This is a genomic window from Nonomuraea aurantiaca (genome assembly GCF_020215705.1).
Classification (GTDB): Bacteria; Actinomycetota; Actinomycetes; order Streptosporangiales; family Streptosporangiaceae; genus Nonomuraea; species Nonomuraea aurantiaca.
The window spans coordinates 249,258-274,145 of record NZ_JAIWNB010000011.1; the positions used below are offsets into that span (position 1 = coordinate 249,258).

At 69.8% G+C, this 24,888-nt stretch carries 24 protein-coding genes; 14 read left to right on the top strand and 10 right to left on the bottom strand.

Annotation, left to right across the window (positions count from 1 at the left end; translation table 11 throughout):
• Window positions 1–44: 44 nt before the first annotated feature.
• Both LDL49_RS26530 and LDL49_RS26535 read left to right on the top strand, forming a co-directional pair.
• Window positions 45–662, top strand: a complete 618-nt coding sequence (locus LDL49_RS26530) for a DUF47 domain-containing protein (RefSeq protein WP_225294450.1) — start codon at window positions 45–47, stop codon at window positions 660–662.
• Between the two features lie 5 nt (window positions 663–667).
• The gene (locus LDL49_RS26535; RefSeq protein WP_225294452.1) at window positions 668–1,672 is read left to right on the top strand and encodes an inorganic phosphate transporter; all 1,005 of its coding nucleotides are present in this window, start codon (window positions 668–670) and stop codon (window positions 1,670–1,672) included.
• Here LDL49_RS26535 and mshD read toward each other — a convergent pair.
• Window positions 1,605–2,570: a mycothiol synthase gene (mshD, locus tag LDL49_RS26540; protein ID WP_225294454.1), complete on the bottom strand. Its 966-nt coding sequence runs from the start codon at window positions 2,568–2,570 to the stop codon at window positions 1,605–1,607. The genes LDL49_RS26535 and mshD overlap by 68 nt on opposite strands.
• Window positions 2,571–2,678: 108 nt before the next feature.
• Here mshD and LDL49_RS26545 point away from each other — a divergent pair, with 108 nt between their 5' ends.
• A complete protein-coding gene (locus LDL49_RS26545; RefSeq protein WP_225294456.1) occupies window positions 2,679–4,463 on the top strand; it encodes a bifunctional metallophosphatase/5'-nucleotidase in 1,785 nt (594 codons plus the stop codon).
• A gap of 170 nt (window positions 4,464–4,633) precedes the next feature.
• Entirely contained in the window at window positions 4,634–5,614 is a 981-nt protein-coding gene (locus LDL49_RS26550) for a 2-hydroxyacid dehydrogenase (protein ID WP_225294458.1), read from the top strand.
• On the opposite strand, the gene LDL49_RS26555 is transcribed toward LDL49_RS26550, so the two are convergent.
• Entirely contained in the window at window positions 5,571–6,962 is a 1,392-nt protein-coding gene (locus tag LDL49_RS26555; protein ID WP_225294460.1) for a sensor histidine kinase, read from the bottom strand. The two genes, LDL49_RS26550 and LDL49_RS26555, sit on opposite strands and share 44 nt — an antisense overlap.
• A gap of 258 nt (window positions 6,963–7,220) precedes the next feature.
• On the opposite strand from LDL49_RS26555, the gene LDL49_RS26560 reads away from it, so the two are divergent.
• Together LDL49_RS26560 and LDL49_RS26565 are read left to right on the top strand one after the other, a co-directional pair.
• Window positions 7,221–8,210, top strand: a complete 990-nt coding sequence (locus tag LDL49_RS26560; RefSeq protein WP_225294636.1) for an NAD-dependent epimerase/dehydratase family protein — start codon at window positions 7,221–7,223, stop codon at window positions 8,208–8,210.
• A gap of 48 nt (window positions 8,211–8,258) precedes the next feature.
• Window positions 8,259–9,665 carry a purine-cytosine permease family protein gene (locus LDL49_RS26565; RefSeq protein ID WP_225294462.1) on the top strand — a complete coding sequence of 469 codons (1,407 nt, stop codon included), beginning with the start codon at window positions 8,259–8,261 and terminating at the stop codon, window positions 9,663–9,665.
• 147 nt (window positions 9,666–9,812) lie between these two features.
• On the opposite strand, the gene LDL49_RS26570 is transcribed toward LDL49_RS26565, so the two are convergent.
• Window positions 9,813–11,597, bottom strand: a complete 1,785-nt coding sequence (locus LDL49_RS26570; protein WP_225294464.1) for an alkyl/aryl-sulfatase — start codon at window positions 11,595–11,597, stop codon at window positions 9,813–9,815.
• A 79-nt stretch (window positions 11,598–11,676) separates the two neighbouring features.
• Here LDL49_RS26570 and LDL49_RS26575 point away from each other — a divergent pair, with 79 nt between their 5' ends.
• From LDL49_RS26575 to LDL49_RS26590, 4 genes are read left to right on the top strand one after another with little or no spacing between them, the layout of a single operon-like run.
• Window positions 11,677–12,318: an HAD family hydrolase gene (locus LDL49_RS26575; RefSeq protein WP_225294467.1), complete on the top strand. Its 642-nt coding sequence runs from the start codon at window positions 11,677–11,679 to the stop codon at window positions 12,316–12,318.
• A gap of 55 nt (window positions 12,319–12,373) precedes the next feature.
• A complete protein-coding gene (locus tag LDL49_RS26580) occupies window positions 12,374–12,847 on the top strand; it encodes a GNAT family N-acetyltransferase (protein WP_225294468.1) in 474 nt (157 codons plus the stop codon).
• Between the two features lie 18 nt (window positions 12,848–12,865).
• Window positions 12,866–13,804 (top strand): ribose-phosphate diphosphokinase, encoded by a 939-nt coding sequence (locus tag LDL49_RS26585; RefSeq protein WP_225294470.1) that lies wholly within the window; start codon window positions 12,866–12,868, stop codon window positions 13,802–13,804.
• 27 nt (window positions 13,805–13,831) lie between these two features.
• Window positions 13,832–14,437 (top strand): SDR family NAD(P)-dependent oxidoreductase, encoded by a 606-nt coding sequence (locus LDL49_RS26590; RefSeq protein ID WP_225294472.1) that lies wholly within the window; start codon window positions 13,832–13,834, stop codon window positions 14,435–14,437.
• 27 nt (window positions 14,438–14,464) lie between these two features.
• On the opposite strand, the gene LDL49_RS26595 is transcribed toward LDL49_RS26590, so the two are convergent.
• Window positions 14,465–14,830 carry an SDR family oxidoreductase gene (locus tag LDL49_RS26595; protein WP_372470437.1) on the bottom strand — a complete coding sequence of 122 codons (366 nt, stop codon included), beginning with the start codon at window positions 14,828–14,830 and terminating at the stop codon, window positions 14,465–14,467.
• 56 nt (window positions 14,831–14,886) lie between these two features.
• Between LDL49_RS26595 and LDL49_RS26600 the strand changes: the two genes are divergently transcribed.
• Both LDL49_RS26600 and LDL49_RS26605 read left to right on the top strand, forming a co-directional pair.
• Entirely contained in the window at window positions 14,887–15,735 is an 849-nt protein-coding gene (locus tag LDL49_RS26600; protein WP_225294474.1) for a nucleotidyltransferase domain-containing protein, read from the top strand.
• A gap of 65 nt (window positions 15,736–15,800) precedes the next feature.
• Window positions 15,801–16,439 carry a maleylpyruvate isomerase N-terminal domain-containing protein gene (locus LDL49_RS26605; protein WP_225294476.1) on the top strand — a complete coding sequence of 213 codons (639 nt, stop codon included), beginning with the start codon at window positions 15,801–15,803 and terminating at the stop codon, window positions 16,437–16,439.
• 16 nt (window positions 16,440–16,455) lie between these two features.
• Here the strand turns inward: LDL49_RS26605 and LDL49_RS26610 are convergent, their stop codons facing one another.
• Window positions 16,456–17,022, bottom strand: coding sequence for a TetR/AcrR family transcriptional regulator (locus tag LDL49_RS26610; protein WP_225294479.1), 567 nt, complete (start codon window positions 17,020–17,022; stop codon window positions 16,456–16,458).
• 73 nt (window positions 17,023–17,095) lie between these two features.
• On the opposite strand from LDL49_RS26610, the gene LDL49_RS26615 reads away from it, so the two are divergent.
• Window positions 17,096–18,271 carry an FAD-dependent monooxygenase gene (locus LDL49_RS26615; protein WP_225294481.1) on the top strand — a complete coding sequence of 392 codons (1,176 nt, stop codon included), beginning with the start codon at window positions 17,096–17,098 and terminating at the stop codon, window positions 18,269–18,271.
• A gap of 66 nt (window positions 18,272–18,337) precedes the next feature.
• Window positions 18,338–19,162, top strand: a complete 825-nt coding sequence (locus LDL49_RS26620) for an NAD(P)H-binding protein (RefSeq protein WP_225294483.1) — start codon at window positions 18,338–18,340, stop codon at window positions 19,160–19,162.
• Here LDL49_RS26620 and LDL49_RS26625 read toward each other — a convergent pair.
• The 5 genes from LDL49_RS26625 to LDL49_RS26645 are packed head-to-tail and all read right to left on the bottom strand — an operon-like array spanning window position 19,152 to window position 24,868.
• The gene (locus LDL49_RS26625; protein WP_225294485.1) at window positions 19,152–20,156 is read right to left on the bottom strand and encodes an ABC transporter ATP-binding protein; all 1,005 of its coding nucleotides are present in this window, start codon (window positions 20,154–20,156) and stop codon (window positions 19,152–19,154) included. The genes LDL49_RS26620 and LDL49_RS26625 overlap by 11 nt on opposite strands.
• Entirely contained in the window at window positions 20,153–21,127 is a 975-nt protein-coding gene (locus LDL49_RS26630; RefSeq protein WP_225294486.1) for an ABC transporter ATP-binding protein, read from the bottom strand. The genes LDL49_RS26625 and LDL49_RS26630 overlap by 4 nt, the downstream gene beginning before the upstream one ends.
• Complete coding sequence (locus tag LDL49_RS26635) at window positions 21,124–22,008, bottom strand: ABC transporter permease (RefSeq protein WP_225294488.1); 885 nt, start codon at window positions 22,006–22,008, stop codon at window positions 21,124–21,126. The genes LDL49_RS26630 and LDL49_RS26635 overlap by 4 nt, the downstream gene beginning before the upstream one ends.
• A complete protein-coding gene (locus LDL49_RS26640; protein ID WP_225294490.1) occupies window positions 22,005–23,057 on the bottom strand; it encodes an ABC transporter permease in 1,053 nt (350 codons plus the stop codon). Before LDL49_RS26640 ends, LDL49_RS26635 begins: the two co-directional genes overlap by 4 nt.
• Window positions 23,054–24,868, bottom strand: coding sequence for an ABC transporter substrate-binding protein (locus LDL49_RS26645; RefSeq protein WP_225294493.1), 1,815 nt, complete (start codon window positions 24,866–24,868; stop codon window positions 23,054–23,056). Before LDL49_RS26645 ends, LDL49_RS26640 begins: the two co-directional genes overlap by 4 nt.
• Between the last annotated feature and the right edge of the window lie 20 nt (window positions 24,869–24,888).

The window sequence follows — 24,888 nt, forward strand, 5'->3', positions numbered from 1 at the left end:
CGTACTCTCTACCACGGACCATCCCCGCACATCTGGAGAACGACGTGCGCCTGCGTCTCACGCCACGTGAGGACAGCTACTACGACCTGTTCGCCGACTCCGCGAACAACCTGGTCACTGCATCCCGCCTATTGGTCGAGATCATTAGCGAGGGATCGGACAGGGAAACCCTGGCCGAAAAGATGCGCGCCTGCGAGCACGCCGGGGACGAACGCACCCATGCGATCATGAACCGCCTCAATGAGAGCTTCATCACTCCGTTCGACCGTGAGGACATCTACCGTCTCGCCTCGAACCTCGATGACGTGATGGACGCCATGGAGGCGGCATCCGATCTCATCGTGCTCTACCAGATCGACCACCTCCCCAAGGACGTCGTCCGCCAGGTGGAGGTGCTGGAGCGGGCCGCCGAGCTGACCGCCGAGGCCATGCCGCGCCTGCGGTCGATGAAGAACCTCAACGAGTACTGGATCGAGGTCAACCGGCTGGAGAACCAGGGCGACCAGGTCTACAGAAGGCTGCTGGCCAAGCTGTTCAGCGGTGAGTACGACGCGTTGACGGTCATGAAGATGAAGGAGGTCGTCGACGCGCTCGAAGAGGCGGCCGACGCCTTCGAGCACGTCGCCAACACGGTCGAGTCGATCGCGGTCAAGGAAAGCTAACCCCTGTGGACCTTTCGCTCGCCCTCGTCATCGGCGTGGTCGTCATCGCACTGGCCTTCGACTACACCAACGGGTTCCACGACGCGGCGAACGCCATCGCGACCTCGGTCTCGACCCGCGCGCTCACGCCCAGGGCCGCGTTGTTCATGGCCGCCGCGATGAACTTCATCGGCGCCCACCTGGGCACCCAGGTCGCCGCGACCGTCGGCAAGGGCATCATCGACGCGCCGGACGGCTCGCATGGCCTGGTCATCGTGGCCTCGGCGCTCATCGGCGCCATCTGCTGGAACCTGATCACCTGGTATTTCGGCCTGCCCTCTTCTTCCAGCCACGCCCTCATCGGCGGTCTGGTCGGCGCGGCGCTCGCGTCGACCAGCGCCGTGCACTGGGACGGCGTGCTGGAAAAGGTGGTGGTCCCGATGGTGCTCTCACCGCTGCTCGGGTTCACGCTGGCCGGCGCGATCATGATCGCAATATATTGGATCTTCCGCAACAGCCAGCCCGGCAAGACCAACCGCGGCTTCCGCTACGCGCAGACCGTCTCGGCCGCGGCGATGGCGCTCGGCCACGGTCTGCAGGACGCGCAGAAGACGATGGGCGTCATCTTCCTGTCCCTCGTCGTCGGCGGGTACATCAATCCGGGGTCGGAAATCCCGCAGTGGGTCATCCTCGCGTCAGCGGGGGCGATTTCGCTCGGTACGTACTCGGGAGGCTGGCGCATCATGCGTACGCTGGGCCGCCGGATCATCGCGCTCGACCCGCCGCAGGGCTTCGCCGCCGAGTCCGCGGCGGCAGTGGTCCTGTACACGGCGGCGATCGGGTTCGGGGCGCCCATCTCCACGACGCACACGATCACCTCGGCGATCATGGGTGTCGGCGCCACCAAGCGGCTCTCGGCCGTGCGCTGGGGCGTCGCGGGCAACATCGTGACCGGGTGGATCCTTACGATTCCGGCTGCGGCACTGGTGGCTGCGGTGTCCTACTTCGCCCTGCATTGGGTGGTGGAATAACGGCATACATCACGTCGACGTCCCAGCGGTCGAAGCCCAGGGACTCGTACAGGCGGATCGCCGCCGTGTTGGCCTCGTCTACGTAGAGCATCGCCTGGGCGAGGCCACGCGCGCGTAGATGGTCCAGACCCGCCAGCGTGAGCGCCTTGCCCAGGCCTGTGCCCTGCTGGGAGGGGTCGACGCCGACGACGTACACCTCGCCGATCGGCTCGTGGCCGTGCTCGGACGAGCCGTGGATCTTGGTCCAGTGGAAGCCGGCCAGCCGCTCGCCGCGGAAGGCCAGGAAGAAGCCCTCCGGGTCGAACCAGGGCTCCTGCTCACGCTGGCGCAGGTCGCTCGCCGTCCAGGCGCCCTGTTCGGGGTGGTGGGCGAAGGCCGCGGCGTTGACCTTGAGCCACGCCTCCTCGTCCTGACCTGGTACGAAGGTGCGCAGCCGTACTCCGTCAGGCATCTCGAAAGCGGGCAGCGGCGTGGACAGGGACCGGCGCATCTGCCAGAGGGAGCGCACCCGCTCGAACCCCGCCGACGCCGCCAGGACGCCCGCGCCCTCATGATCGCCGTGCGCCCACAGGCGCAGGCTGCCACCCGAAACCTCGAGTACGGCGCGCAGCAGCCGCGTGCCGTGCCCCTGCCGGCGCCGGGCGGGGTGGATGGCCAGTTCGCCGCTGGGACCCTCGACCTCGTCGGTGGGATCTATGTGGGCATAGCCCACCAGCGCCTCATCGTCGTACAAGAGCAGGGAACGGGCCTGCGGATCGCCGCCATAGCGCAGGTGGAGCATGACATGCTCGTTGAGCGGGCGGACACCGTCGGCCTCCGTCGCCGCGTCCACCACGCCGAGCACCTGAGCGATTTCGCGGTCATCAAGTCGTTGTCTGATCTCCACGTGCGCTGTCACAGTCCGAACTCTAGGGGTACTGCTGGCAAATAACGCCATGTGGCGGGCCGATGAATCGTTACCTTTGCGACATTGGCTGCATAGGTTCCGGCCGTAACGTCTAAGGCCATGACCCCACGTTCCCTCCTCCGGCTAGTGCTGGCCGGAGCCGTCGCCGCGGGCGGGTTCGCCGCGGCGACCGCCCCCGCGGACGCGAGCAAGGCACCCAAGACCGTTCCGGTACGGCTGCTCGCGCTCAACGACTTCCACGGCAACCTCGAACCCCCGACCGGATCCTCCGGCCGGATGGTCGACGAGAACGGCGCCACCGTCGAGGCGGGCGGCGCCGCGTACGTCGCCACGCACATGAAGGCCCTCAGCGACAAGAACACGATCGCGGTGGCCCAGGGCGACCTGATCGGCGCCAGCCCGCTGATCTCGGCGGCCTACCACGACGAGCCGTCCGTCGAATTCATGGGCAAGATCGGGCTCAAGGTGGCCGCGGTCGGCAACCACGAGTTCGACGAGGGATACACGGAGCTGCGCCGGATCATGAAGGGCGGCTGCCACCCGGTGGACGGGTGCTCTCCGGCCGGCACGTGGAAGGGCGCCCAGTACGACTACGTCGGCGCCAACGTGCTGTTCAAGAACCCGAACGAGAAGACCGACGCCCTCGCGGCGCTGGGCGCGCAGCAGAGCCAGGTCAAGAAGCTGATGAGCGACTGGGGCGTGCCCGCCCTGCCGCCGGTCAGCATCAAGTGGATGAACGGCGTGCCGATCGGCTTCATCGGCCTGGTCACCCAGACCACCCCGAACATCGTCACCGCCGAGGGCATCAAGGACCTCAAGTTCGTGGACGAGGTCAAGGCCGCGAACCTGGCGTCCAAGCTGCTCAAGCTGGTGGGCGTCAGGGCCCAGGTCGTGCTCGTGCACGAGGGCGACCAAGTGACCGCGGGCCAGTCGCCGGACGCCTGCAGCGCCGTCCCGGGCGCGGGCAACCGCATCGCCACGCAGGTCGACCCCGAGATCGACGTGATTCTCAGCGGCCACTCGCACCAGGCGTACCTGTGCAAGGTCAAGGACCCCGCCGGCCAGGACCGCCTGTACTCGCAGGGCGGCTCGTTCGGCCGCGTCATCACGAAGGTCGATCTCAACGTGAACGTCAAGACGCGGGACATCGACCGCGCCTCGGTGGTCGCGGACAACCAAGTCGTGACCCGTACGGTCACCCCGGATCCCGAAATTTCTGCTTTCGTGCAGACGTGGAAGGACCGCGTCGCCCCGGTCGCCAACAAGCCCGTCGGCCGGATCACCGCGGACATCACCAACGCCGCCGCCCCCAGCGGTGAGTCCCCGCTCGGCGACCTCATCGCCGACGGTCAGCTGGCCGCCACCAAGACGGGCGGAAACGCGCAGATCGCCCTGATGAACCCGGGTGGCGTTCGGGCCTCGCTCACTTTCGCCGGCTCCGCGGCGGGCGAGGGCGACGGCGTGGTGACCTATGGCGAGGCGTTCACCGTGCAGCCGTTCAACAACCTGATGCAGGTCGTGACGCTGACCGGTGCGCAGCTCAAGACGATCCTGGAGCAGCAGTTCACCGGCGGGCCGAACGCCCAGCCGTTCACCAAGATCCTCCAGCCGTCGGCGAACTTCACCTACACCTACAGCAGCGGCGCGGCGTGGGGATCCAAGGTGTCGAACATGAAGATCGACGGCGTCGCGGTGACGGACACCCAGACGATCCGGGTCGCGGCGAACAACTTCCTGGTCGGGGGCGGTGACGCCTTCCTCGGCTTCAAGGACGGTACGGACCTCTGGAGCGGGCCGCTGGACATCGACGCCTTCGTCGACCAGCTGGGCCGCGACAACCCGATCGCTCCGCCCGCCACGACCCGCATCACCGTGACTCCCTAGCCATCATTCAGGTGAAGGGCCCGCTTCGGAAACGAGAAGCGGGCCCTTCCTCATGTGAAGCCGGATGCTGGGGACTCCGATCACGTCGTTATGGTGGGCGGGAGTCGTACGGCGAGACCTGGGGCAGGGTCTCCCGCCCCCACGGCACCCCCGACGAGCGAGGAGAGTCGATGATCTACGTGACCCGCACCTTGACCGACGCCGCCATGGCGCTCGTGCGCTCGCTCGGCCGGCCCGTGGTGTGCGGCGAGGAGGACCCGCCCGACCGCGCCACGCTGCTGCGCCTGGCCGCGGGCGCGGAGGGGGTCGTGTGCACGCTCACGGAGCGCATCGACGCCGAGTTCCTCGACGCGGCGGGCCCGTCGCTGCGGGTCGTCGCCAACACCGCGGTCGGCTACGACAACATCGACGTGGCCGCGGCCACCGAGCGCGGGATCCAGGTCACCAACACCCCTGGGGTGCTCGACGGCGCCACCGCCGACCTGACGATGGCGCTGATCCTGGCCGCCGCGCGCCGCGTGCTGGACGGCGATCGGCTGCTGCGGGAGCGTACGCCGTGGATCTGGGGGCCGCGTATGCTGCTCGGGCTCGACCTCAGCGCCGGAGCGTCGCTGGGCGTGGTCGGCTACGGCCGCATCGGGCGGGCCGTCGCCCGCCGCGCCCGCGCGTTCGACATGGAGATCCTGGCCACGCCCACCTCCTCGCCGCTGTCGGAGGACGATCGGCGGGGCGTCGAGTTCGTCGAGCTGCCCGAGCTGCTGGAGCGGGCCGACGTGGTCAGCCTGCACTGCCCGCTCACCCCGGCCACCCGCCACCTCATCGATGCCGACGCCCTGGGCCGTATGAAGCGCACCGCGATCCTGGTCAACACCGCTCGTGGCGGCATCGTCGACGAGGACGCGCTGGTCAAGGCGCTGCGGGCGGGGACGATCGCGGGGGCGGCCCTCGACGTGTTCGAGGGCGAGCCGGCGGTGAACCCGGCGCTGACCGAGCTCGGCAACACCGTGCTGACCCCGCACATCGGCAGCGCGGGCACGGCGACCCGCGAGCGGATGTGCCACCTGTCGGTGTCGAACGTCGCGGCCGTGCTGGACGGGCGCGAGCCGCTCACACCAGTGAATCTCCGTCCAGGTACAGCGGCAGACGGGTGACGAACTGGGCGCCGGGATAGTGGTCGGTGATCGTCAGGGTCCCCCGGTGCGCCTGGGCGATCTCCCTCGACAGAGCCAGGCCGAGTCCGCTGCCGTCCTTGTCCCTGGCCCGGCCCTCGGGCAGGCGGGTGAATCGCTCGAAGACGTGCTCGCGCTCCTCCACCGCGATGCCCGCCCCGTCGTCGGTGACCGTGATGTCGACGGTCCGGTCCCGTTGGTTGACCGCCACCTGGAGGTCGATCATGGTGCTGGCGTGCCGGGTGGCGTTGTCGAGCAGGTTGGTCAGCAGCCGGTCCAGCTGGATGCGGGAGCCCATGACGGGGGCCTTGCCCATCACGTGGGTGACGACGCTGATGTCGCCTCCCGCACGGCGCCGCCCCTGCTCCTCCGCCAGCTGGCAGGCGTCGACGACGTGCCAGTCGATGACCGCGCCCGCGTCGAGCCTGGCCAGCATCAGGAGCTCCTCGATGATGTCCGTCAGGCGATCGGCCGACTTCAGGGCCCGGGCGCCCGTCGACGCCCAGTCCGTGTCGTCCGGGTAGGCGCTGGCCACCTCCAGCTGGGTACGCAGCGCGGTGATGGGGCTGCGGAGCTCGTGCGAGGCGTCGGCCACGAAGCGGCGTTGCGTCTCGGCGGAGCGTTCCAGCCGGTCAAGGGTGTCGTTGGTGGTCACGGCGAGGTTGGAGATCTCGTCCCCGGAACCGGGCACGGGGACCCGGCGACTCAGGTCGTGCCCGGTGATCTCGGCCAGCTCGGCCCGGATGCGCTCGACGGGGCGCAGGGTGTGGCCGACCACGGCCCAGGTGATGCCCGCGACACCGAGCAGCATCAGTGGGGTGCCGAGGAAGATCAGGGCATAGAGCCACCCGAGCGCCAGGTTGACGTCGCTCAGCGACGCCGCGCCGTACACCGTTATCAGGCCGTACGACGTCCGCGACTGCATGGCCATGACCAGGTACTTGGCTCCGGGCTCCACAGCCTCGCTGTCGCCGGTGAGCTCGGTCTCGGTGGCGTAGATCGTCTCCGGCTGGGGCAGCCGCAGGTTCGCGATGGGGGGCTGACCCCTCAGGTTGTGGCTTGAGGCGAGGACGATGCCCTCGGAGGAGACGACCTGCAGGAGGGGTACGCGAGCCGGCGTCGGGAGCAGGCTGCGCAGCTCTTTCGTCCGGGCGTCGTTGGCCACTTGTCGTACGGCCAGCTCCACCCGGTTCTGCACGGCGCCGCGGAGGTTGCCGGGCAACGTGCTGAGGGTAAGGCCGACCGTGGCGACGAAGACCATGGCCGCGATGAGAGTCGCGATCATGGTCAGGCGCGCCCGGATCGAGTAGGGGTAGATCCGCTTCACCATCCCATGGCCCCTAGCATCACTATCTGTGACACTTCTCTATTATGCCGCGAGGAACAGCATTGACACTGACCTGCTGATATATCTACCTTTGCAGCGTTAAATTGTCGCGGAGAGTGAGAGGCTCCACCGTCGGCGATTCCGCTGTCAGCGGGGTTTCGCTGCCGGCGCTTCCGCCGTCAGTGGGTTTTCGCTGCTGGCGATTCCGCTGTCGGCGTGCACGGCTACCGGGCGATGGCCGGGACCGGCACGGTGGTGGCCATGAGGCTTCTGGTGCTGGGCGGGACAGAGTTCGTGGGGCGGGCCTTCGTCGACGAGGCCCTCGCAGCCGGCTGGGACGTCACCCTGTTCAACCGGGGCACGCACGCCCCGCCGCCCACGGTGACGGCGCTGTGGGGCGAGCGAGCGAAGCCGGGCGGGCTGGCGGCACTTGAGCGTGGTGAGTGGGACGTCGTGGTCGACACCTGGTCGTGGGCGCCGTCCGCCGTACGCGACGCGGCGAGGCTGCTGGCCGGGCGGGCGGGACACTACGTCTACGTCTCCAGCCGGTCCGTTCACATCTACCCGATGGCGGCCGGTGCCGGGGAGGACGCTCCGCTGGTGGCGGCCTCGGCCGATGACGGCGATGACGTGGGCTACGCGCGGTTCAAGGCCGGTGGGGAGCTGGCGGCGGTGGCGGCCTTCGGGGAGCGGGCGCTGCTGGCACGGGCGGGGTTGATCCTGGGGCCGCACGAGAACATCGGGCGGTTGCCGTGGTGGCTCAACAGGATCGCGCGTGGCGGGCCGGTGCTCGCGCCGGGGCCCGCCGAGCTGCCCCTGCAGTACGTGGACGCGCGCGACATGGCCCAGTGGTGCCTTGAGGCGGCCAAGGACGGGCTGGGTGGGGCCTACAACGTGGTGAGCCCGTCGGGGTTCGTCACCATGGAGGAGTTGCTGCGGACCTGCATAGACGTGACCGGGTCCGCGGCCGAGCTGCGGTGGGTGGAGCCGGAGCCGATCCTGGCGGCCGGCGTGGAGCCGTGGACCAATCTGCCGATCTGGCTGCTGGGCGAGGATCACGACAGCATGCACCGAGGTGACGTGTCGAAGGCCGTGGCGGCCGGGCTGCGGTTCCGGCCGGTGGCGGAGACGGTGGCCGACACGTGGGCCTGGCTGCGGAGCATCGGCGGGCGGGCGCCCATGCGTCCTGACCGGCCGCCGGTCGGCCTGGACCCGAAGGTGGAGGCCGCCCTGCTGGGACTCGACGGCTGATCCCCACCTGCTCTGGGGCGGCGCGGTTACCGGGTGTACCGTCCGATCATGGACATGATGACCGTTGAGCAGAACGGCATCAACGCCGTTCCGGAAGCCGAGCGGCGGGGCACGCCTCGGGACCTGTTCTGGCCCTGGGCCGGTGCCAACCTCTCCCTCTTCGGGGTCGCCTTCGGTGTCTACATCGTCGGGCTCGGCCTGGGCGTCTTCCCGGCGATCATCACAGGAGCGATCGGTTACGCGCTCTCGTTCGGGCTGGTCGGGCTGGTCGCGATCGCGGGTTCCCGGTCGGGGGTGCCGACGATGACGCTCGGCCGCGCCCCCTTCGGCTACCAGGGCAACAAGCTGCCGGCCGTACTCTCCTACGTTTCGAACGTCGGCTGGGAGATCGTGCTCGTGACGCTGTCGGCGCAGGGCGGCGCGGCGATCCTGAAACGGGTCGCGCCCGGCATTCCCGGCACGACCGCCACGGCGGTCTGCTTCGCGGTCGCCGCCTTGCTCACGATCGTGATCGGGGTGTACGGCCACGCGTTGATCATGGCGGTGCAGCGGTACCTGACGTACGCGTTCATCGTGCTGACCGTCGTGTACATGATCCTCATGGCCCCGAGGCTCGGCACCTCGCTGGACACCACCGCGGGCCCCGGCGGCTGGGTGGGCGCGGTCATCTTCGCGATGACGCTGCTCGGCCTGGGCTGGGTCAACTGCGGCGCCGACTACTCGCGCTACCTGCCCGCCGCGTCCAAGCCCTCGTCGGTGGCGCTGTGGACGACGGTGGGCGGGGCGGCGCCGCCCATGGTGCTGCTCGTCTTCGGCGTGCTGCTCGCCGGCGGCGACCCCAAGCTGGCCCAGGCAGCGGGCGCGGACCCGGTCGGGGCGCTGGCGGCGGCCCTGCCGACCTGGTTCCTGCTGCCGTACCTGCTGACCGCCATCGGCGGCTTCCTGGCCGGGGCGATCATGGACATCTACTCGTCGGGGCTGTCCATGCTGGCGCTCGGGGTGCCGATCAAGCGGCACTACGCGGTGCTCGTCGACGGCGCGCTGATGGTGCTCGGCGGCTACTACCTGCTGTTCGTCTCGGCCAGCTTCCTGGCGACCTTCCAGGCGTTCCTGGCGATCATCGGGGTGGTGATGGCCGCCTGGGTGGCCGTCTTCCTGGTCGACATGTGGCTCCGGCGGGCGGGCGGGCGGTCGTACGACGAGCGGCTGCTTCGTCCCGGGGCGCCCGCCCTGAACTGGTCCGGGGTGATCTCGCTGGTCGCGGCGTCGATCGTGGGCATCGGGCTCATCACCTCCAGCGACCCGAACATCGCCCGCGTCGTCGGCTTCCTGATGAGCGACCAGATGAGGGCGGGCACGTTCGGGGCGGCCAACATCGGCGTGGTGGTCGCGCTGGTGCTGGCCGGGGTCCTGTACTTCGCGATCTCGAGCCTGGCGCCCCGCCGCAGCGGCTGACCCCCGTCGGGGTTCGTCACGCGACCGTCTCAACCGGTGTGACGGTCCGTCGGGGCTGGCGTCCCTTGGAGGGATACCCCCTCCGGGGGAGGGGAAGAAACCGGTCCGTCGTGGCTGGCGCCGGAGCGGAAGAACGTGGATGCCGCGCTAGGCGGTCACGATGGCGAAGTCGGGTATCGGGTGGTCGAGTACGGCCACCAGGCGCCGCAGTACGCCGATGTCGCCTTCTCGTTCGACCCGCTCGACCCCGCGGCCGGCCAGCAGGCCGAGTAGCTGCGCCTTGGTCAGTCGCAAGGTCAGGTCGACCGGCCCCTCGGGTGGGTCGGCGTGCTGGATGAGAGCGCCGTTCGACAGTGTGGTCCGGTACCTCTCGCCCAGATCGGTCAGGTGCCAGTCGATGGACAGGCTCTCGTTCCAGGCCCGCGGCCCGTCGATCCGGATGGCGATCGAGTCGAGGATCTGGTCGACGCCGAGCGCGGCGACCAGGCCGGGCGCGGCCCGCTCCGTGGCGGCCGGCACGACGCCGTCACTCAGCTCCAGCGCACCCGTCAGGTAGAGGTTGCGCCAGGTGGCGTTCTCCGCGCCGTGCCCGAGCCGGGTGTACACCTCGGCGAGCAGGTCGCGCGCCTCCTTGTTGCCCTCGTCGGCGAAGACCGCGTGGTTGAGCAGCTGTGCGGCGAAGCGCAGGTCGTTCTCCTTGAGGTAGCGCCGGGCGAAGGCGACGACGGCCGCACCGCCGCCGAGGCACTCCACGTAGCGGATCGCGCTCTCCCTCGGCGGATGCTCCCACAGGTGCGCGGGGTTGCCGTCGAACCAGCCCAGGTAGTGCTGGTAGATGGCCTTGACGCTGTGGCCCACCGGCCCGTGGTACCCGTGCGCGTGCCAGACCTGCTCCAGTTCCGGCGGCACCCGCATGGCCTCGGCGATCTCCGCTCCGGTCAGGCCCTTGTTCATCAGCCGCAGGGTCTGGTCGTGCAGGTAGGAGTGCAGGTCACGCTGCCGCGACAGGAACCGGGCGATCTCCGGCCCGCCCCAGGTGGGCCAGTGGTGCGAGGCGAAGGCGACGTCGAGCTCGGCTGCGAACAGCGCGACCGTCTCGTCCAGCTGCCGGGCCAGGGCCTTGGCGTCCCGCAGGGGCAGGAGGTTGTGCGGGTTGCGGGTGGCGTTCTCGCCCAGGCACAGGGCCCGGTGGCCGGGCAGGTACAGGGTCAGCTCCGGTGGCGCCTGGGCGAGCTGGAAGACGATGCGTACCCCGTCGACCGTCTTCTCCTGTCCCGTACGTTCGACCTCGGCCGTGGGAGCGATGAGCGAGGTCGAACGGGCCTTGCCCAGGCCCGGACCGATCTGGCCATCGGGTGATCGTTCGAGCGCCTGGCCGTACAGGTAGACGGAGCGGCGAGCCGTGGCGGACCAGGCGTGCAGGTGCTCGCGGGCCACGTTCCGCAGGAAGCCCGCGGGCGCCAGGATCGGGACGCCGCCGCCGGTCACGCCGCGTACGCCGCCGAAGTGGTCGACGTGCGGATGCGTGTAGATCACCCCGGTCACGGGCCGGGCGCCGCGATGGGTTCGGTAGAGGCGCAGCGCCGCGGCCGCGCACTCGGTGGAGATGAGCGGGTCGATGATGATCACGCCGGAGTCGCCCTCGACGATCGACATGTTCGACAGGTCGAACCCGCGCACCTGGTAGACGCCGTCCGTCACCTCGTACAGCCCCTGCCTGGCGGAGAGCCGCGCCTGCCGCCACAGGCTGGGATGCGCGCTGCCGGGGCACTCCTGCTCCAGGAAGGCGGCCGACTCGCCGTCCCAGATGACCTTGCTGTCGGCGGCGCTCACCACCGCCGGGCTGAACTTCGCGATGAAGCCGCGGTCCGCCGCCGCCTCGAAGTCGCTGGACTCGAAGTCGTTGGACTCGTGGAGTGGAAGGTCGGCCATGTCCAGCCCCATTCCCGAGAACCGGTCAACGCATATCCTCGTTAATGGGCAATCCCGACAAAGCCCGCTAGGGGGTTCCGTGGAAGCGTGCGTGTTCGACCTCGACGGTGTACTCGTCGACTCCGAGCCGGTGTGGGAGGAGGTACGGCGGGCGTTCGTCGCCGAACACGGCGGCACCTGGCAGGAGGACACCCAGTCCAGGCTCATGGGGATGAGCACCCAGGAATGGGCCGCCTACCTGCACGAACTCGGCGTGGCGCTGCCTCCGGACGAGATCGCGCGCGGCGTGGTGGACCACATGGCCGAGCGCTACCGGCACGGCGTACCGCTGATGAAGGGGGCGCCCGAGGCGGTGCGGCGCCTGGCGGCGGACCTCACGCTCGGCCTGGCCAGCTCCTCACCGCGCGCGCTGATCGAGGTGGTCCTGGACGCGGCCGGGTTCCGTGACTGCTTCGCCGTCACCGTCTCCACCGAGGAGGTGCCGCGCGGCAAGCCCGCCCCCGACGGCTACCTGGAGGCGACCGGCAAGCTGGGGGTAGATCCGCGCGAGTGCGTGGCGGTGGAGGATTCGAGTAACGGCCTGCGCTCGGCGCACGCGGCCGGGATGCGGGTGATCGCCGTGCCCCATCCCCGTTACCCGCCCGCCTCCGACGCGCTGGCGCTCGCCTGGAAGGTCGTCCCCGACCTCGACTCCCTCACGGTCGTGGCGCTCGAACGATGATCCGACTCAGTAACTCCCGTACGATGACCCGACTCACGATGGCGGCGCTCCAGCGATGATCCGACTCAGAACTCCCGCCGATCTCGACGCGTGTGTGCGGGCGCTGGCCGAGGTTCAGGCCGCCGACCGCTACCCCGTGGACTGGCCCGACGATCCGTACAGCTGGCTCACGCCCGGCGACCTGCTCCAAGCCTGGGTCGCCCTGGACGAGCAGGGCGCCATAGTCGGTCATGTCGGGCTTGCTCGGGTCGAGTCGCAGGTCGCCGAGCTGGTCGGCACTCCCGTACGCGCGTCCGTGACCCGCCTGTTCGTCACGCCGCCCGCCCGGCGCGGCGGGCTCGCCGCCCGTCTGCTGGACACCGCCCTCGCCGCCGAGGACGGACGTCTCACGCTGGAGGTCTCCGACGAGGGCCGGGCGGCCATCGCCGCCTACGAGAGGTACGGCTGGCAGCGCGTCGCCACCTCCCGGGCCCGATGGCACAACGCGGCCGGCCAACCCGCCCTGGTGCACCATTACCTGAGCCCGTGAAGCTATCCTTTCGGAATCGTGCGAGACATCACGGTATTCAGCGGCAGCGCTCACCCCGATCTGGCTGAGGAGATCTGCTCCCACCTGGGCACCCCGCTCCACCCGGTCAAGGTCAACCGCTTCGCCAACGACGTGCTGGAGGTCCAGCTCCAGGCCAACTGCAGGGAACGCGACGTCTTCATCATCCAGCCGCTGGTCCCGCCCGTACAGGAGAACCTGGTCGAGCTGCTGCTGATGCTCGACGCGGCCCGTGGGGCCTCCGCCGCCAGGACGACCGTGGTCCTTCCGCATTACGCGTATGCCCGGAGCGACAAGAAGGACGCGCCGCGCATCTCCATGGGGGCGCGCCTGGTGGCGGACCTGATGGTGGCGGCGGGCGCCGGGCGGGTGCTGACGATGACGCTGCACTCGCCGCAGGTGCACGGCTTCTTCAGCGTGCCCGTCGACCACCTGCACGCGCTGCGCGAGCTGGCCGCCCATTTCCGCCGCTACGACCTGTCCAACACCGTCGTCGTCTCCCCCGACCTGGGCAACGCCAAGGAGGCCGCGCACTTCGCCCGGCTGCTCGGCACCGACGTGGCGATGGGGGCCAAGCAGCGCTTCAGCGACGACCGGGTGGTGATCAGCTCGGTGATCGGCGAGGTCGAGGGCAAGGACGTGATCATCCTGGACGACGAGATCGCCAGGGGCACGACCGTCATCGAGCTGCTCGACCGGCTGCGCGAGCGTGGCGTCAAGTCCGTACGCGTCGCGTGCACGCACGGGCTGTTCGCGGCCGAGTCGATTCAGCGGCTGAGCACGCTGCCCGAGGTCGAGGAGATCGTCTGCACCAACACCGTGCCCGTGCCCAAGCCCACGGACAAGCTCACGGTCCTGTCGATCGCGCCGGCGCTGGCGGACGCGATGCGGCGGATCCACGACGGCGAGTCGGTGAGCGCGCTGTTCAGCGCGCCGTGACGACAGGCGGCTCCGGTCGCCCTCGAAGTGGACGTCGCCGAGGAGCTGGCCGCCGAGCTCGGGGACGCGGTGGCCGTACCCGCCGACCTACGCGAGCCGGACGCGGCGCGGCAGCTGTTCGACGAGGTCGAGCGGCGGCTGGGGCCGGTCGACGTGCTGGTGAACAACGCCGCGCACTGCGAGACCCCGGACGCCTTCGGCGCCCTCACCGCCGATGGCCTGCGCCGCCACTACGAGGTCAACGCGATCGCCCCCGCGCTGCTCGTCTCCGAACTGGCGAGGCGGCAGCGGTCCGGCCGCGAGCCGTGCGTGGTGAACGTCTCCACGGACGCCGCCCGCGCCTTTCCCGGTCAGATCGGGTACGGGACGTCCAAGGCGGCGTTGGAGGCCCTTACGCGGGCGGCCGCGCTCGACCTCGGCGCGGCCGGCATCCGGGTCAACGCGGTGGCTCCCGGACCGGTGCAGACCGGCTGGATGGACGCCGAGATGTGCGCGCGGGTCGGCGAGATCGTGCCGCTGAGGCGTGTGGGTGAGCCCGCCGACATCGCCGACGCCGTCGTGTTCCTCGCCTCGCACCAGGCTCGGTGGATCACCGGTCAGATCCTGCAGGTGGCGGGCGGCCACGCGCTCTGAGGAAGACGCTCCGTCGTGGACACCGCTCTAGGCGAAGCCGCCGTTGCTCATCAGCAGTTGGCCGTTGATCCACTGGCCCTGGGGTGAGCAGAGGAAGTCGACCAGGTGGGCGGTCTCCTGGGGCGTGCCGAGGCGGTTGAGCGGGGTCTGGCGGACGATGCTCTCCCGTCCCTCGTCCGTCATCCAGCCGGTGTCCACCGGTCCGGGGTTGATGACGTTGGCGCTGACGCCGAGGTGGGCCAGCTCACGGGCGGCGGCCAGGACGATACGGTCCAGGGCGCCCTTGCTCGCGCCGTACGGGAGGTTGCCCACGGTGTGGTCGCTGGTGAGGCCGATGATCCGGCCGGTCCCGTGGGCGCCCGAGAAGCGGCGGCCGTACTCGCGGACCAGCAGCCAGGTGGCCCGCGCGTTGACTGCGCTCGCCGTACGGGCTCCAGTAGGTGTAGGCGATGTCCCAGCCCGAGGCCGCCAACCGGCGGGCGATCCCGGCGCCGATGCCTACGGTGCGGCCCACGCCGGTGACCAGGGCCACTTTTCCGTCGCGTCTCGTGTCGACCATAGTGGCCATCATGCACGGGCCCACCGATCTTCTGCTGACGCGTTTCCTCCACGACATCAGGCCGGCCGTACCTCTGGTCGCCCTGTGGGCGCACGGGTCGCTCGCCGCGGGCGACTACCAGCCGGGCAAGAGCGATCTCGATCTCATCGCGGTGGTCGAGACGGACGTGACCGAGGAGCAGCGGCGACGGCTGGCCAAGCTGCACGAGGAGCTGGTTCTGCCGCTCGCCGAGCATCTTCACTGCTCCTACATGCCCAGGCACCGGCTGGGCGACTTCGCGACCGACCATGTGACCTGGGCGCATCAGGAGCTGTACGAGCGGCCGGTCACCCCGGTGACCCGTCGTGAGCTGCACGCGGGCGCTCTGGAGCTGTACGGCGCACCGCCCGCGGGCCTGCTGCCGCCGGTGTCGGACGAGGAGCTGAGCGGGTTCATCCGGGCCGATCTCCGGGATTTCTGGCTGGTCAAGACGCGCACGCGCAAGCTGTGGCTGCGGGACATCTGGGTGGATCTCGGGATGATCACCGTGGCGCGGGCGACGGTCACGTTGCGGGACGGGCGGCTGATCACCAAGCGGGCGGCCCTAAACGTGCTGGCCGAGCTCGGCGCGCCGATGAACGTGGTGGAGGACATCCGAGCCCGCAGGTACGGCCTGCCGCGGCCGTTCCTGAGCCGGTTCAGGCGCGCGACCCTGGCCAGGGTCTTCATCAGGGCGGCGATCAAGCGTGCCCTGGCCTGACGATCAGGACACCACCCCGGATAGTCTTTGCCGGGTCACCACCAGAAAACGGGGAAAGGCGGAACATGGGGGAGATCAGGGAGTTCTATCTGGTCGCCGCGTCGTCCGCGGTGGCACTGCTGCGTGAGCCGGCCGTGGCCGCCGCGTGGGAGAAGCCGAGCGCGTTGACCGAGTTCAGCGTGGCCGGCCTGGCCGCGCACCTGGCCCACCAGATCGTCCGGGTCGACAGCCTGCTGGACGACGGCGGACCGATCGGTGAGCCGATCCCGCTGATCGAGCACTTCACCAGGTCGCCGTGGGTGCAGGCGGGCCTCGACCACGAGAGCAACGTGGGCATCCGGCGGGCCGGTGAGCTGGCCGCCGCCGACGGCCCGGCGGCGCTGGCCGCCAAGGCGGGCGAGCTGTTCGACCGGCAGCGGGTCGCCCTGCCCGCGCAGCCCGGCGACAAGGTGGTGTACCTGCCGTGGTCGGGCTGGTCGCTCCGGTTCGACGACCTCCTGCTCACCCGCCTGATGGAGCTGGTCGTGCACTCCGACGACCTGGCCGCCAGCGTGGGGGTGGAGACTCCCGAGCTGCCACCCTCGGTCGTCGAGCCGGTCGTCGAGCTGCTGGCGCGGCTCGCCGTACACCGTCATGGCGCGACGGCGGTGATCCGCACGCTGAGCAGGGCCGAGCGGGCGCCCGCCACGATCAGCGCCTTCTGACCCGCGCCACGAGAAGCTATCTCTGCACCATGCGCAGGGCCGCGACCACCTCGCGGCCCGACAGCGCGCTGTCGGGATCGATCAGCCACTGCGACAGGAACCCCGTCAGCATGGCCTGGTAGAACGTGCCGACCAGCCGCGCCCGCTCCGGCTCCGCCGCCGGGTCGATGCCCTCGAACAACTCCGCGAGCCCCTGACGCCCCTCCTGGATGCCGGTCACGAGCTGCTCCCGGATGTCCGGCAGGTGGTCGATCTGGCCCAGCAGCTCGAACTGGGTGACCCAGAGCGGCCGCAGCCGGTCGAATGACTCGATCACCCGGTCCCATGCCGCCGCGAAGCGTTCGAGCGGCTCCGCGTCGGGCTTGACGTCGGCGGCCAGCGTCGCCGCCAGGTCGTCGCCCCACTCCCGCATCACCTCGAACAGCACCTCGTTCATCAGCGCGTCCTTCGACCTGAAGTGGTAGCCGATGCCCGCCAGGCTCACTCCGGAGGCCGTGGCGATGTCGCGCGCCGTCGTGCGCGAGTAGCCCTTCTCGATCAGGCAGCGCTTGGCCCCGGCCAGCAGATCTTCACGATTTCCCATGCCCAGAGTCTAACACGAACGTCTCAGAAAATCGTACTAGACAAGCGTCTGAGACGTGTGTACCTTTCAGGGCATGACGAACATCCTGATCTCCGGCGCGAGCATCGCCGGCACCGCGACGGCTTACTGGCTGCGGCAGCACGGCTTCACCCCCACCGTGGTGGAGCGGGCGCCCTCGATCCGCGAGGGCGGCTACAAGGTCGACATCCGCGGCGTGGCACTCGACGTGGTCGAGCGGATGGGCCTGCTCGACGCGGTCCGCGCCAGGAGCACCGACATGCGGATCGCGACGCACTACGACGGCAAGGGCCGGCGGATCGCGGAGATGGACGCCGACCTGTTCGGCGGGCGCGAGGGCGCCGACGCCGAGATCATGCGCGGCGACCTCAACGAGCTCCTCTACGACCTGACCCGCGACGACGTGGAGTACCTCTTCGACGACTCGATCACCGGCATCGCCGAGGACGGCACGGTGACCTTCGAGCGGTCGGCGCCGCGCCGGTTCGACCTGGTCGTCGGGGCCGACGGGGTGCACTCCAACACGCGCGGGCTGGTCTTCGGCGCGGAGTCGGCGTTCGTCCGCGACCTCGGCTACTACATCTCGATCTGTACGGTCCCCAACCGTCTGGGCCTCGACCGCGAGGAGGCGGTCCACGCCGCCCCGGGCCGGACCGCGAACGTCTACAGCACCAAGCAGGACAGCAATGCCAAGGCGCTGTTCATGTGGTCGTCGCAGCCGCTCGCCTACGACCGCCGCGACCTGGCCCAGCAGAAGGAGTTGCTGGCCCAGGCCATGGCCGGGGTCGAGTGGGAGGTGCCCGCGCTGCTGGAGGCCGTGCGCGGGTCGACGGACTTCTACTTCGACTCCGTCAGCCAGATCCACATGGACCGCTGGTCCAAGGGCCGGGTCGTGCTGGTCGGCGACGCCGCCTACTGCGCCTCGCCGGCCTCGGGTCAGGGCACCAGCCTCGCCCTGGTGGGGGCGTACGTGCTGGCCGGCGAGCTGGCCTCCGGCGGCGGCGTCGACGGCTACGAGCGGGAGATGCGCGCGTACGTGGACGCCAACCAGAAGCTGGGCCCGGCCAACGTCAAGGGCATGGTGCTGCCCTCACGCGCGGTCATCTGGTTCCAGACCAGGATGATCAGGCTGCTCCCCCACCTGCCCGGCCGCGACCGGATGATCGACCGCATCGCCGGGCCCATGGCCCGCGCCGCGACGGCCATCACGCTCAAGAATTACGTGGAATAAAGCATTCCGTTCTGGTAAGGTAGGAACCGAACATTCCGTTCCGAAAAAATCCAGAAGGAGCCTCTCATGACGATCCTCGTCACCGGTGCCACCGGAACCGTCGGCCGCCTCATCGTCGACGAGCTCACCCGCAACGGCCACCAGGTTCGGGCCCTGACCCGCAACCCGGCCAAGGCCGACCTGCCCGAGGGCGTGGAGGTCGTCGCCGGGGATCTGGCCGACCCGGGCAGCCTCACGACCGCCTTCGAGGGCGTCCAGGCTGTTCACCTCATCAACTTCGCCGGCGACGACTACGGGCCGCTGACGTGCGGCGAGCAGATCGTGGAGCTGGCCGCCAAGTCGGGCGTGCGCAAGGTCACCGTCCTGGGCGGGCGTGCCGACGGCCCGCTGGAGCAGGCGCTGGCCGCGAGCGACCTGGAGTGGACGCTACTGACCCCGGTCGAGTTCATGTCCAACACGCTGCAGTGGTGGGCCCAGACGATCAAGGCGGAGGGCGTCATCAGGGAGCCGTTCGGCGGCCGGCTCAGCGCCATGGTGCACGAGCGCGACATCGCCGCCGTGGCCGCCACCGTGCTGACCAGCGACGGCCACGGGGGCAGGACGTACACGCTGACCGGCCCGCAGGCCGTCACCACCACGGAGAAGGTGCGCATCCTCAGCGAGGCCGTCGGCCAGGAGATCCGCTTCGTCGAGCTCTCCGAGGCCGAGGCGCGCGCGAAGTGGCGCGCCGACGGCATGGGCGCGGAGACGATCGAGTTCCTCATCGGCGCGCTCGGCAACACCCCCGAGATCGGCTACACAGTGGTCCCGACCGTCGAGCAGGTCACCGGCCGGGCGCCGCGCTCCTTCGCTCAGTGGGCCGCCGAGCACGCCGCGGCGTTCAAGCGCTGAGCTCCGCGTAATGGCAGGCCGCCCGCGCGGCCGCGGTGGCGGGCAGGATGTCGAGCAGCTGCGACCTGCACTTGGCGTCCACCCCCGCCTCGGCCGCCCTCCCGGAGGCGAGCACCTGGCAGCGGGCGTGGAAGCGGCAGCCGCCGGGGATCCGCGTCGGGTCCGGCGGCTCACCAGTGAGCACGATCCGCTCGGGCGACTCCGGCAGCACCGACAGCAGGGCCTGCGTGTACGGATGGCGGGGAGCGGTCAGTACCTGCTCGACCGGCCCCGCCTCGACGATCCGGCCGAGGTACATGACCGCGACCCGGTCGGCGATGTTCCACGCCAGCCCGAGGTCATGGGTGACGACCAGCGCCGACAGACCCAGGTCGGCGCGGAGCCGGAGCAGCAGCGCGAGGATCTCGCCCCGCACCGAGGCGTCCAGCGAGGCCACCGGCTCGTCGGCGACCAGCACCTTCGGGTTGAGGGCCAGCGCGCCGGCGATGACCACGCGCTGGCGCTGACCGCCCGACAGCTCGTGCGGGTAGCGCAGGAAGAACCGCTCAGGAGGCCGCAGCCCGGCCCTGGACAGCGCCTCGGCCACGATCTCCCGCTCGCCGGACAGGCCGTGGATGCGCGGCCCCTCGGCGACCGCCTCGTAGACGGTGTGCCGCGGGTTCAGCGAGCCCATCGGGTCCTGCAGGACGAGCTGCACGACCTTCCGGTACGCCTTGAGCGCCTTGGAGTGGTAGTCCAGCTCCTTACCGTCATAGACGACCGACCCCGACGTGGGACGTTCCAGGCCCATCAGCGTGCGCGCCAGCGTGGTCTTGCCGCAGCCGGACTCACCGACGAGGGCCACGATCTCGCCCGCCCCGATCGCCAGGTTCACCCCGTCGACCGCGCGGGCCCGCCGCCCGCGCGACGGGAACTCCACGTGCAGGTCACGGGCCTCCAGCAGGGTGGTGTGCCCCGTGGCGACGGTCTCCGAGGACGTCTCCGTCTCGGTCATGAGGCCTCCTCCTTGGCCCGTACGTGCACGCAGGCAGCGGTACGGCTGTCGCCCGCGGGCCAGAGCCCGACATCGAGGGTCGCGCACTCCTCCAGCGCCACCGGGCAGCGCGGATGGAACGTGCAGCCGGTGGGCAGGTCCATCGGGTCCGGCGGATCGCCGCCGAGGCCCTTGGGCGCCAGCCGCGACACCGGGTCGCCGACCGTGGGGAACGCCGCCGCCAAAGCCCGCGTGTAGGGGTGCTTGGCCTCGTGGAACACCTCGCGCGACGGGCCGTGCTCCACGACGCGGCCCGCGTACATGACCGCGAGCTGCCCGCAGACGTCGGCGAGCACCGACAGGTCGTGCGAGATCATGATCAGCGAGATGTTCCGCTCGGCGATCAGCTCCTTGATCAGCGTCAGGACCTGGGCCTGGACCATCACGTCGAGCGCGGTCGTCGGCTCGTCGGCGATGATCAGCCGGGGCGAGCAGGCCAGGGCCATCGCGATCATCACGCGCTGCCGCTGGCCGCCGGACAGCTCGTGCGGGTAGCTGCGGGCCCGCCAGGCGGGCAGGCCGACCTGTTCGAGCAGCTCGGCCACCCGTTTGCCGGCCTGGTCGGGCTTGGCCAGGTTGTGCACCAGCAGCGGCTCGGCGATCTGGTCGCCGATCTTCTGGACCGGGTTGAGACCGTGCTGGGCGCCCTGGAAGACGATCGACGCCTCGGCCCAGCGGACCGCGCGCATCCGGCCCCACTTCATGGTGAGGATGTCCTCGCCGTCGAGCAGGATCCGGCCGCCGACGCGCGCGTCGCGCGGCAGCAGCCGCAGCAGCGCCATGGCCAGCGTCGACTTGCCGGATCCCGACTCGCCCGCTACCCCGAGCGCCGCGCCCGACTCCAGCTTCAGCGACACACCCCGTACGGCGGGCACCTCGCCGGAGGCGATCCGGTAGGTCACCGAGAGGTCGTCGAGTTCGAGGAGGGTCATGCGCCCGCCTTCCTGAGCCGCGGGTTGAGCACGGCCTCCAGCGCGCGTCCCACCAGTGTGAACGCCATGACGACGGCCAGGATGCAGAGGCCGGGGATGAGGATGTACCACCACGCGCCCTGGGTGGCGGCGCCGAAGTCGTAGGACGCGCGCAGCATCGTGCCCCAGGAGGTCTTGTTCGAGCTGACGCCGAGGAAGGCCAGCGTGGACTCGGTGACGATCGCGCTGGCGACCTCCAGCGTGGTACTGGCCAGCAGCAGCGGCGCCACGTTCGGCAGCACGTGCCGGGTGGTGATGTGCCAGTGCCCGCCGCCGAGCGCCTTGGACCGCTCGATGTACGGCCTGGCCTCGACGGACAGCGTCTGCGATCTGATCAGCCGGGCGGTGGACGGCCAGGTGGTGATGCCGATGGCCACGATGATCGTGGCCGTGCTGCCGCCCAGGATGGCCGCCAGCACCAGCGCCGTGATCAGCGAGGGCAGCACCAGGAACCAGTCGGTGACCCGCATGAGCACGGCCCCGATCCAGCCGCGGAAGTGCCCGGCGGCGATGCCGACGACCATGCCGATCACGATGCTCAGCAGGGCGGCGAGGAAGCCGATGAACAGCGACGTACGCGAGCCCCACCAGACCATCAGCAGGACGGACCGGCCGGACTCGTCGGTGCCGAAGGGCTCCGCGAGGCTGGGCGCCGCCCACTTGGTACCCGTGCCGCTCACCACGCTGGTCACGCCGTCGCTGATGAACAGGGGCGCGACCAGCGCCAGAAGGACCGCGGCGACGAGCACCACCAGCCCGGCCATTCCGGCCCGCTCCTGACGGAAACTCCGCCAGAAGCGGCCGAGCGCCAGGCGCCTGCGAGACGTGGCCACGGCGGTCATGCCGACCTCACCCTCGGGTCGATGATGTGATAGACCACGTCGGCCAGCGTGTTCATGAGGATCACGGCCACCGTGATCAGCATGAACGTGCCCTGCATGAGCGTGAAGTCAGGCACCCTGACCGCCTCGTAGAACAGCTGCCCGAGCCCCGGCCAGCTGTAGATCGTCTCGACGGTGACCGCGCCGCCGACCACGAAGCCGATGCGCATGAAGACCAGCGTCACCGTCGGCAGCAGCGCGTTGGGGACCGCGTGGCGGCGGCGCACCTGGTCGTCGCGCAGGCCCTTGGCGCGGGCCACGTTCACGTAGTCCTGGCTGACCTCCTCCAGCAGCGACGAGCGCATGACCAGCAGGTATTGGGCATAGACCACGGCCACGAGGGTCAGGCACGGCAGCACCATGTGCATGCCCACGTCGAGCACGTAGGCGAAGCCGTCGGGCGCGTCCACGCTCTCGATGCCCCGGGTCGGGAAGATGCCGGGGATCGGCCCGATCCCGACGCCGAACACCATGAGCAGGAGCAGCCCCAGCCAGAACGTCGGCATGGACCACAACACCAGCGAGACGCCCGTGGAGACCTGGTCGAAGCGGCTGCCGCGCTGCCATCCGGCCCGCTGGCCCTGCCAGATCCCGAGGCCGACCGCGATGACCAGGCCCCCGCCCGCGAGCAGCAGCGTCGCGGGGAACCGCTCGCCGATGAGGCTGAGGACCGGCCGGTTGTACTCGTAGGAGGTGCCCAGGTCGAAGTGGAGCGTCTTGCCGACGAAGTCGAAGAACTGGTCGATCAGCGACTTGTCCAGGCCGAGCCGGTGCCGTTCCAGGGCGAGCTGCGTCGGGGTCATGTTGCGGCCCTGCGCCAGGTTGCGCACGGGGTCGCCGGGCAGCAGCCGGAACACGAAGAACGTGCCGACGATCACCATCGCGATGCTGAACAACGCCCCGCCGACCTTCGACAGCGCGTACTTCAGCGTGCCGCGGTAGGCGGGGCGGTCATCACCAGAGCCCGCCGCCTGGACGGCGGGCTCTGCTGCTTCGAGCGGTGTTGTCATTCGCGCTCGTCGGCGACGCTCTTGCGACGCCGGGTCAAGAGGAAGGCCACGAGCCCGATGACCACCACGCCGCCGACCACGCCGGCGATGAGGCCGGTGTTGGAGCCGCCGTCGCTGCCGGCCGCACTGGTGCCGCCGGTGGCCTTGACGTCCATGGCGTAGAACGGGTAGCCGCTGCTGCCGCCGTAGATCAGGCCCTTGTCCTCGGGGACCGGGGTGATGCTGGTGATCCGGTCCTTGCGGTAGCCCTCAAGGTCGTTCGGGTAGTAGATCGCGATCACCGGAGCGTCGGTGTAGAGGCGCTCCTGCATCTTCTTGATGATCTCGACGCGCTTGGCCCGGTCGAGCTCCTTGAGCTGCTCCTGGTAGAGCTTCTCGAAGGTCGGGTCGCAGTAGAACGACTCGGTGCCGCCACCCTCGCCCGACGGGGTGGGCCGGCGGCTGCACAGGTGCGTGGCCAGGACCTCTTCGGGGTCGGGGTTGACCGACCAGCCGCTGATCGCGATGTCGTAGAGCCCCGTGACGCCCGTCTGCTCGCTGAATTTGCTGGAGTCGAGCTTCACCGTGGTCAGCGTGACGCCGATCTCCTTGAAGAAGCCCGTCAGGTATTCGGCGAGCTTGTCCTCGATCGGGGTGTCGGTGTGGATGCTGAAGCGGAACTCCAGCTTCCTCTTGCCGTCGGGCATCGTACGGACGCCGTCGGCGCCCTTCTTGTAACCGGCGTCGTCGAGGATCTTGTTGGCCTTGGCGACGTCGTAGGTGACCTTCTGGTCGCCCGTGGCCTCCCAGAAGAACTCCTTGTACAGCGGCGGGATGATCGAGCCGTCGGCGGGCTTGGCCAGGCCGCTCTGCACCTCGTCGGCCAGCTTCTGCTTGTCGATCGCGTAGTGCAGCGCCGTGCGCACCTTCGGGTCCTTCAGCGCGGGGTGACCGTCGCCGACGGGCTTGTTGTCCGTGGTGGTGGCGCCCGGGTTGACCTCCAGGTACGCCGCGCGGCGGCCCTGGGTGTTCCACTGCTCGATGTTGGGGTCGCCCTTGATCGACTCGAAGTCCGGCGGCGTCATGCGGCCGATCAGGTCGATGTCACCCTTCTTCAAGCCGGCGATGGCGGCCTGCGGGTTGTCGTAGAAGATGAACTGCAGTTCGTCGACCTTGGGCCTGCCCCGCCAGTAGTCGGGGTTGGCCTTGAGCTTGACGTACTGGTCCTTCTTCTGCTCGACCGCGATGTACGGCCCGCTGCCCACGGCCGGGTAGACGTCGGCCTCGTACTTGGCGATGTCGGTGACCTTCTCCCAGACATGCTTGGGCATGATCGGGATCGGGTTCTCCAGCATGGACGCCTGCGGCGCCTTGGTCTTGATGACCAGGTCCTGGCCGTTGGCGGTGACACTCTCGAAGTTCTCGACGGCCGGGCCGTTGGCGGTCTTGGCCGCGTCGTCCGTCATGACCTTGTTGAAGGTCCAGGCCGCGTCCTCGGCGGTGACCGGCTGACCGTCGGACCACTTGGTGCTGCGGATCTTGAACGTCCACGTGAGCCCGTCGGGCGAGGTCGTCCACGACTCGGCCAGGTCCGGGCTGGGCTTCAGCGTCTTGGGGTCGGGCGTGGTCAGGAAGCTGTACATCTCGCGCTGGATCGCCGACGAGACCAGCCTGACCGCCAGGAAGGGGTTCATCGAGTCCATCGACTGCGTGGCGCCGATGCGGACGATCTTCTTCCCCGCTGCCGGTTCCGCGGCTTGGGCCGCCTGGCCCTGACCTGCGACTAATACCGCTACGCCCAGCAGAGCCAGGCGTGCGAACCATTTCCTCATTGTGCCTCACCTTCAGGCGG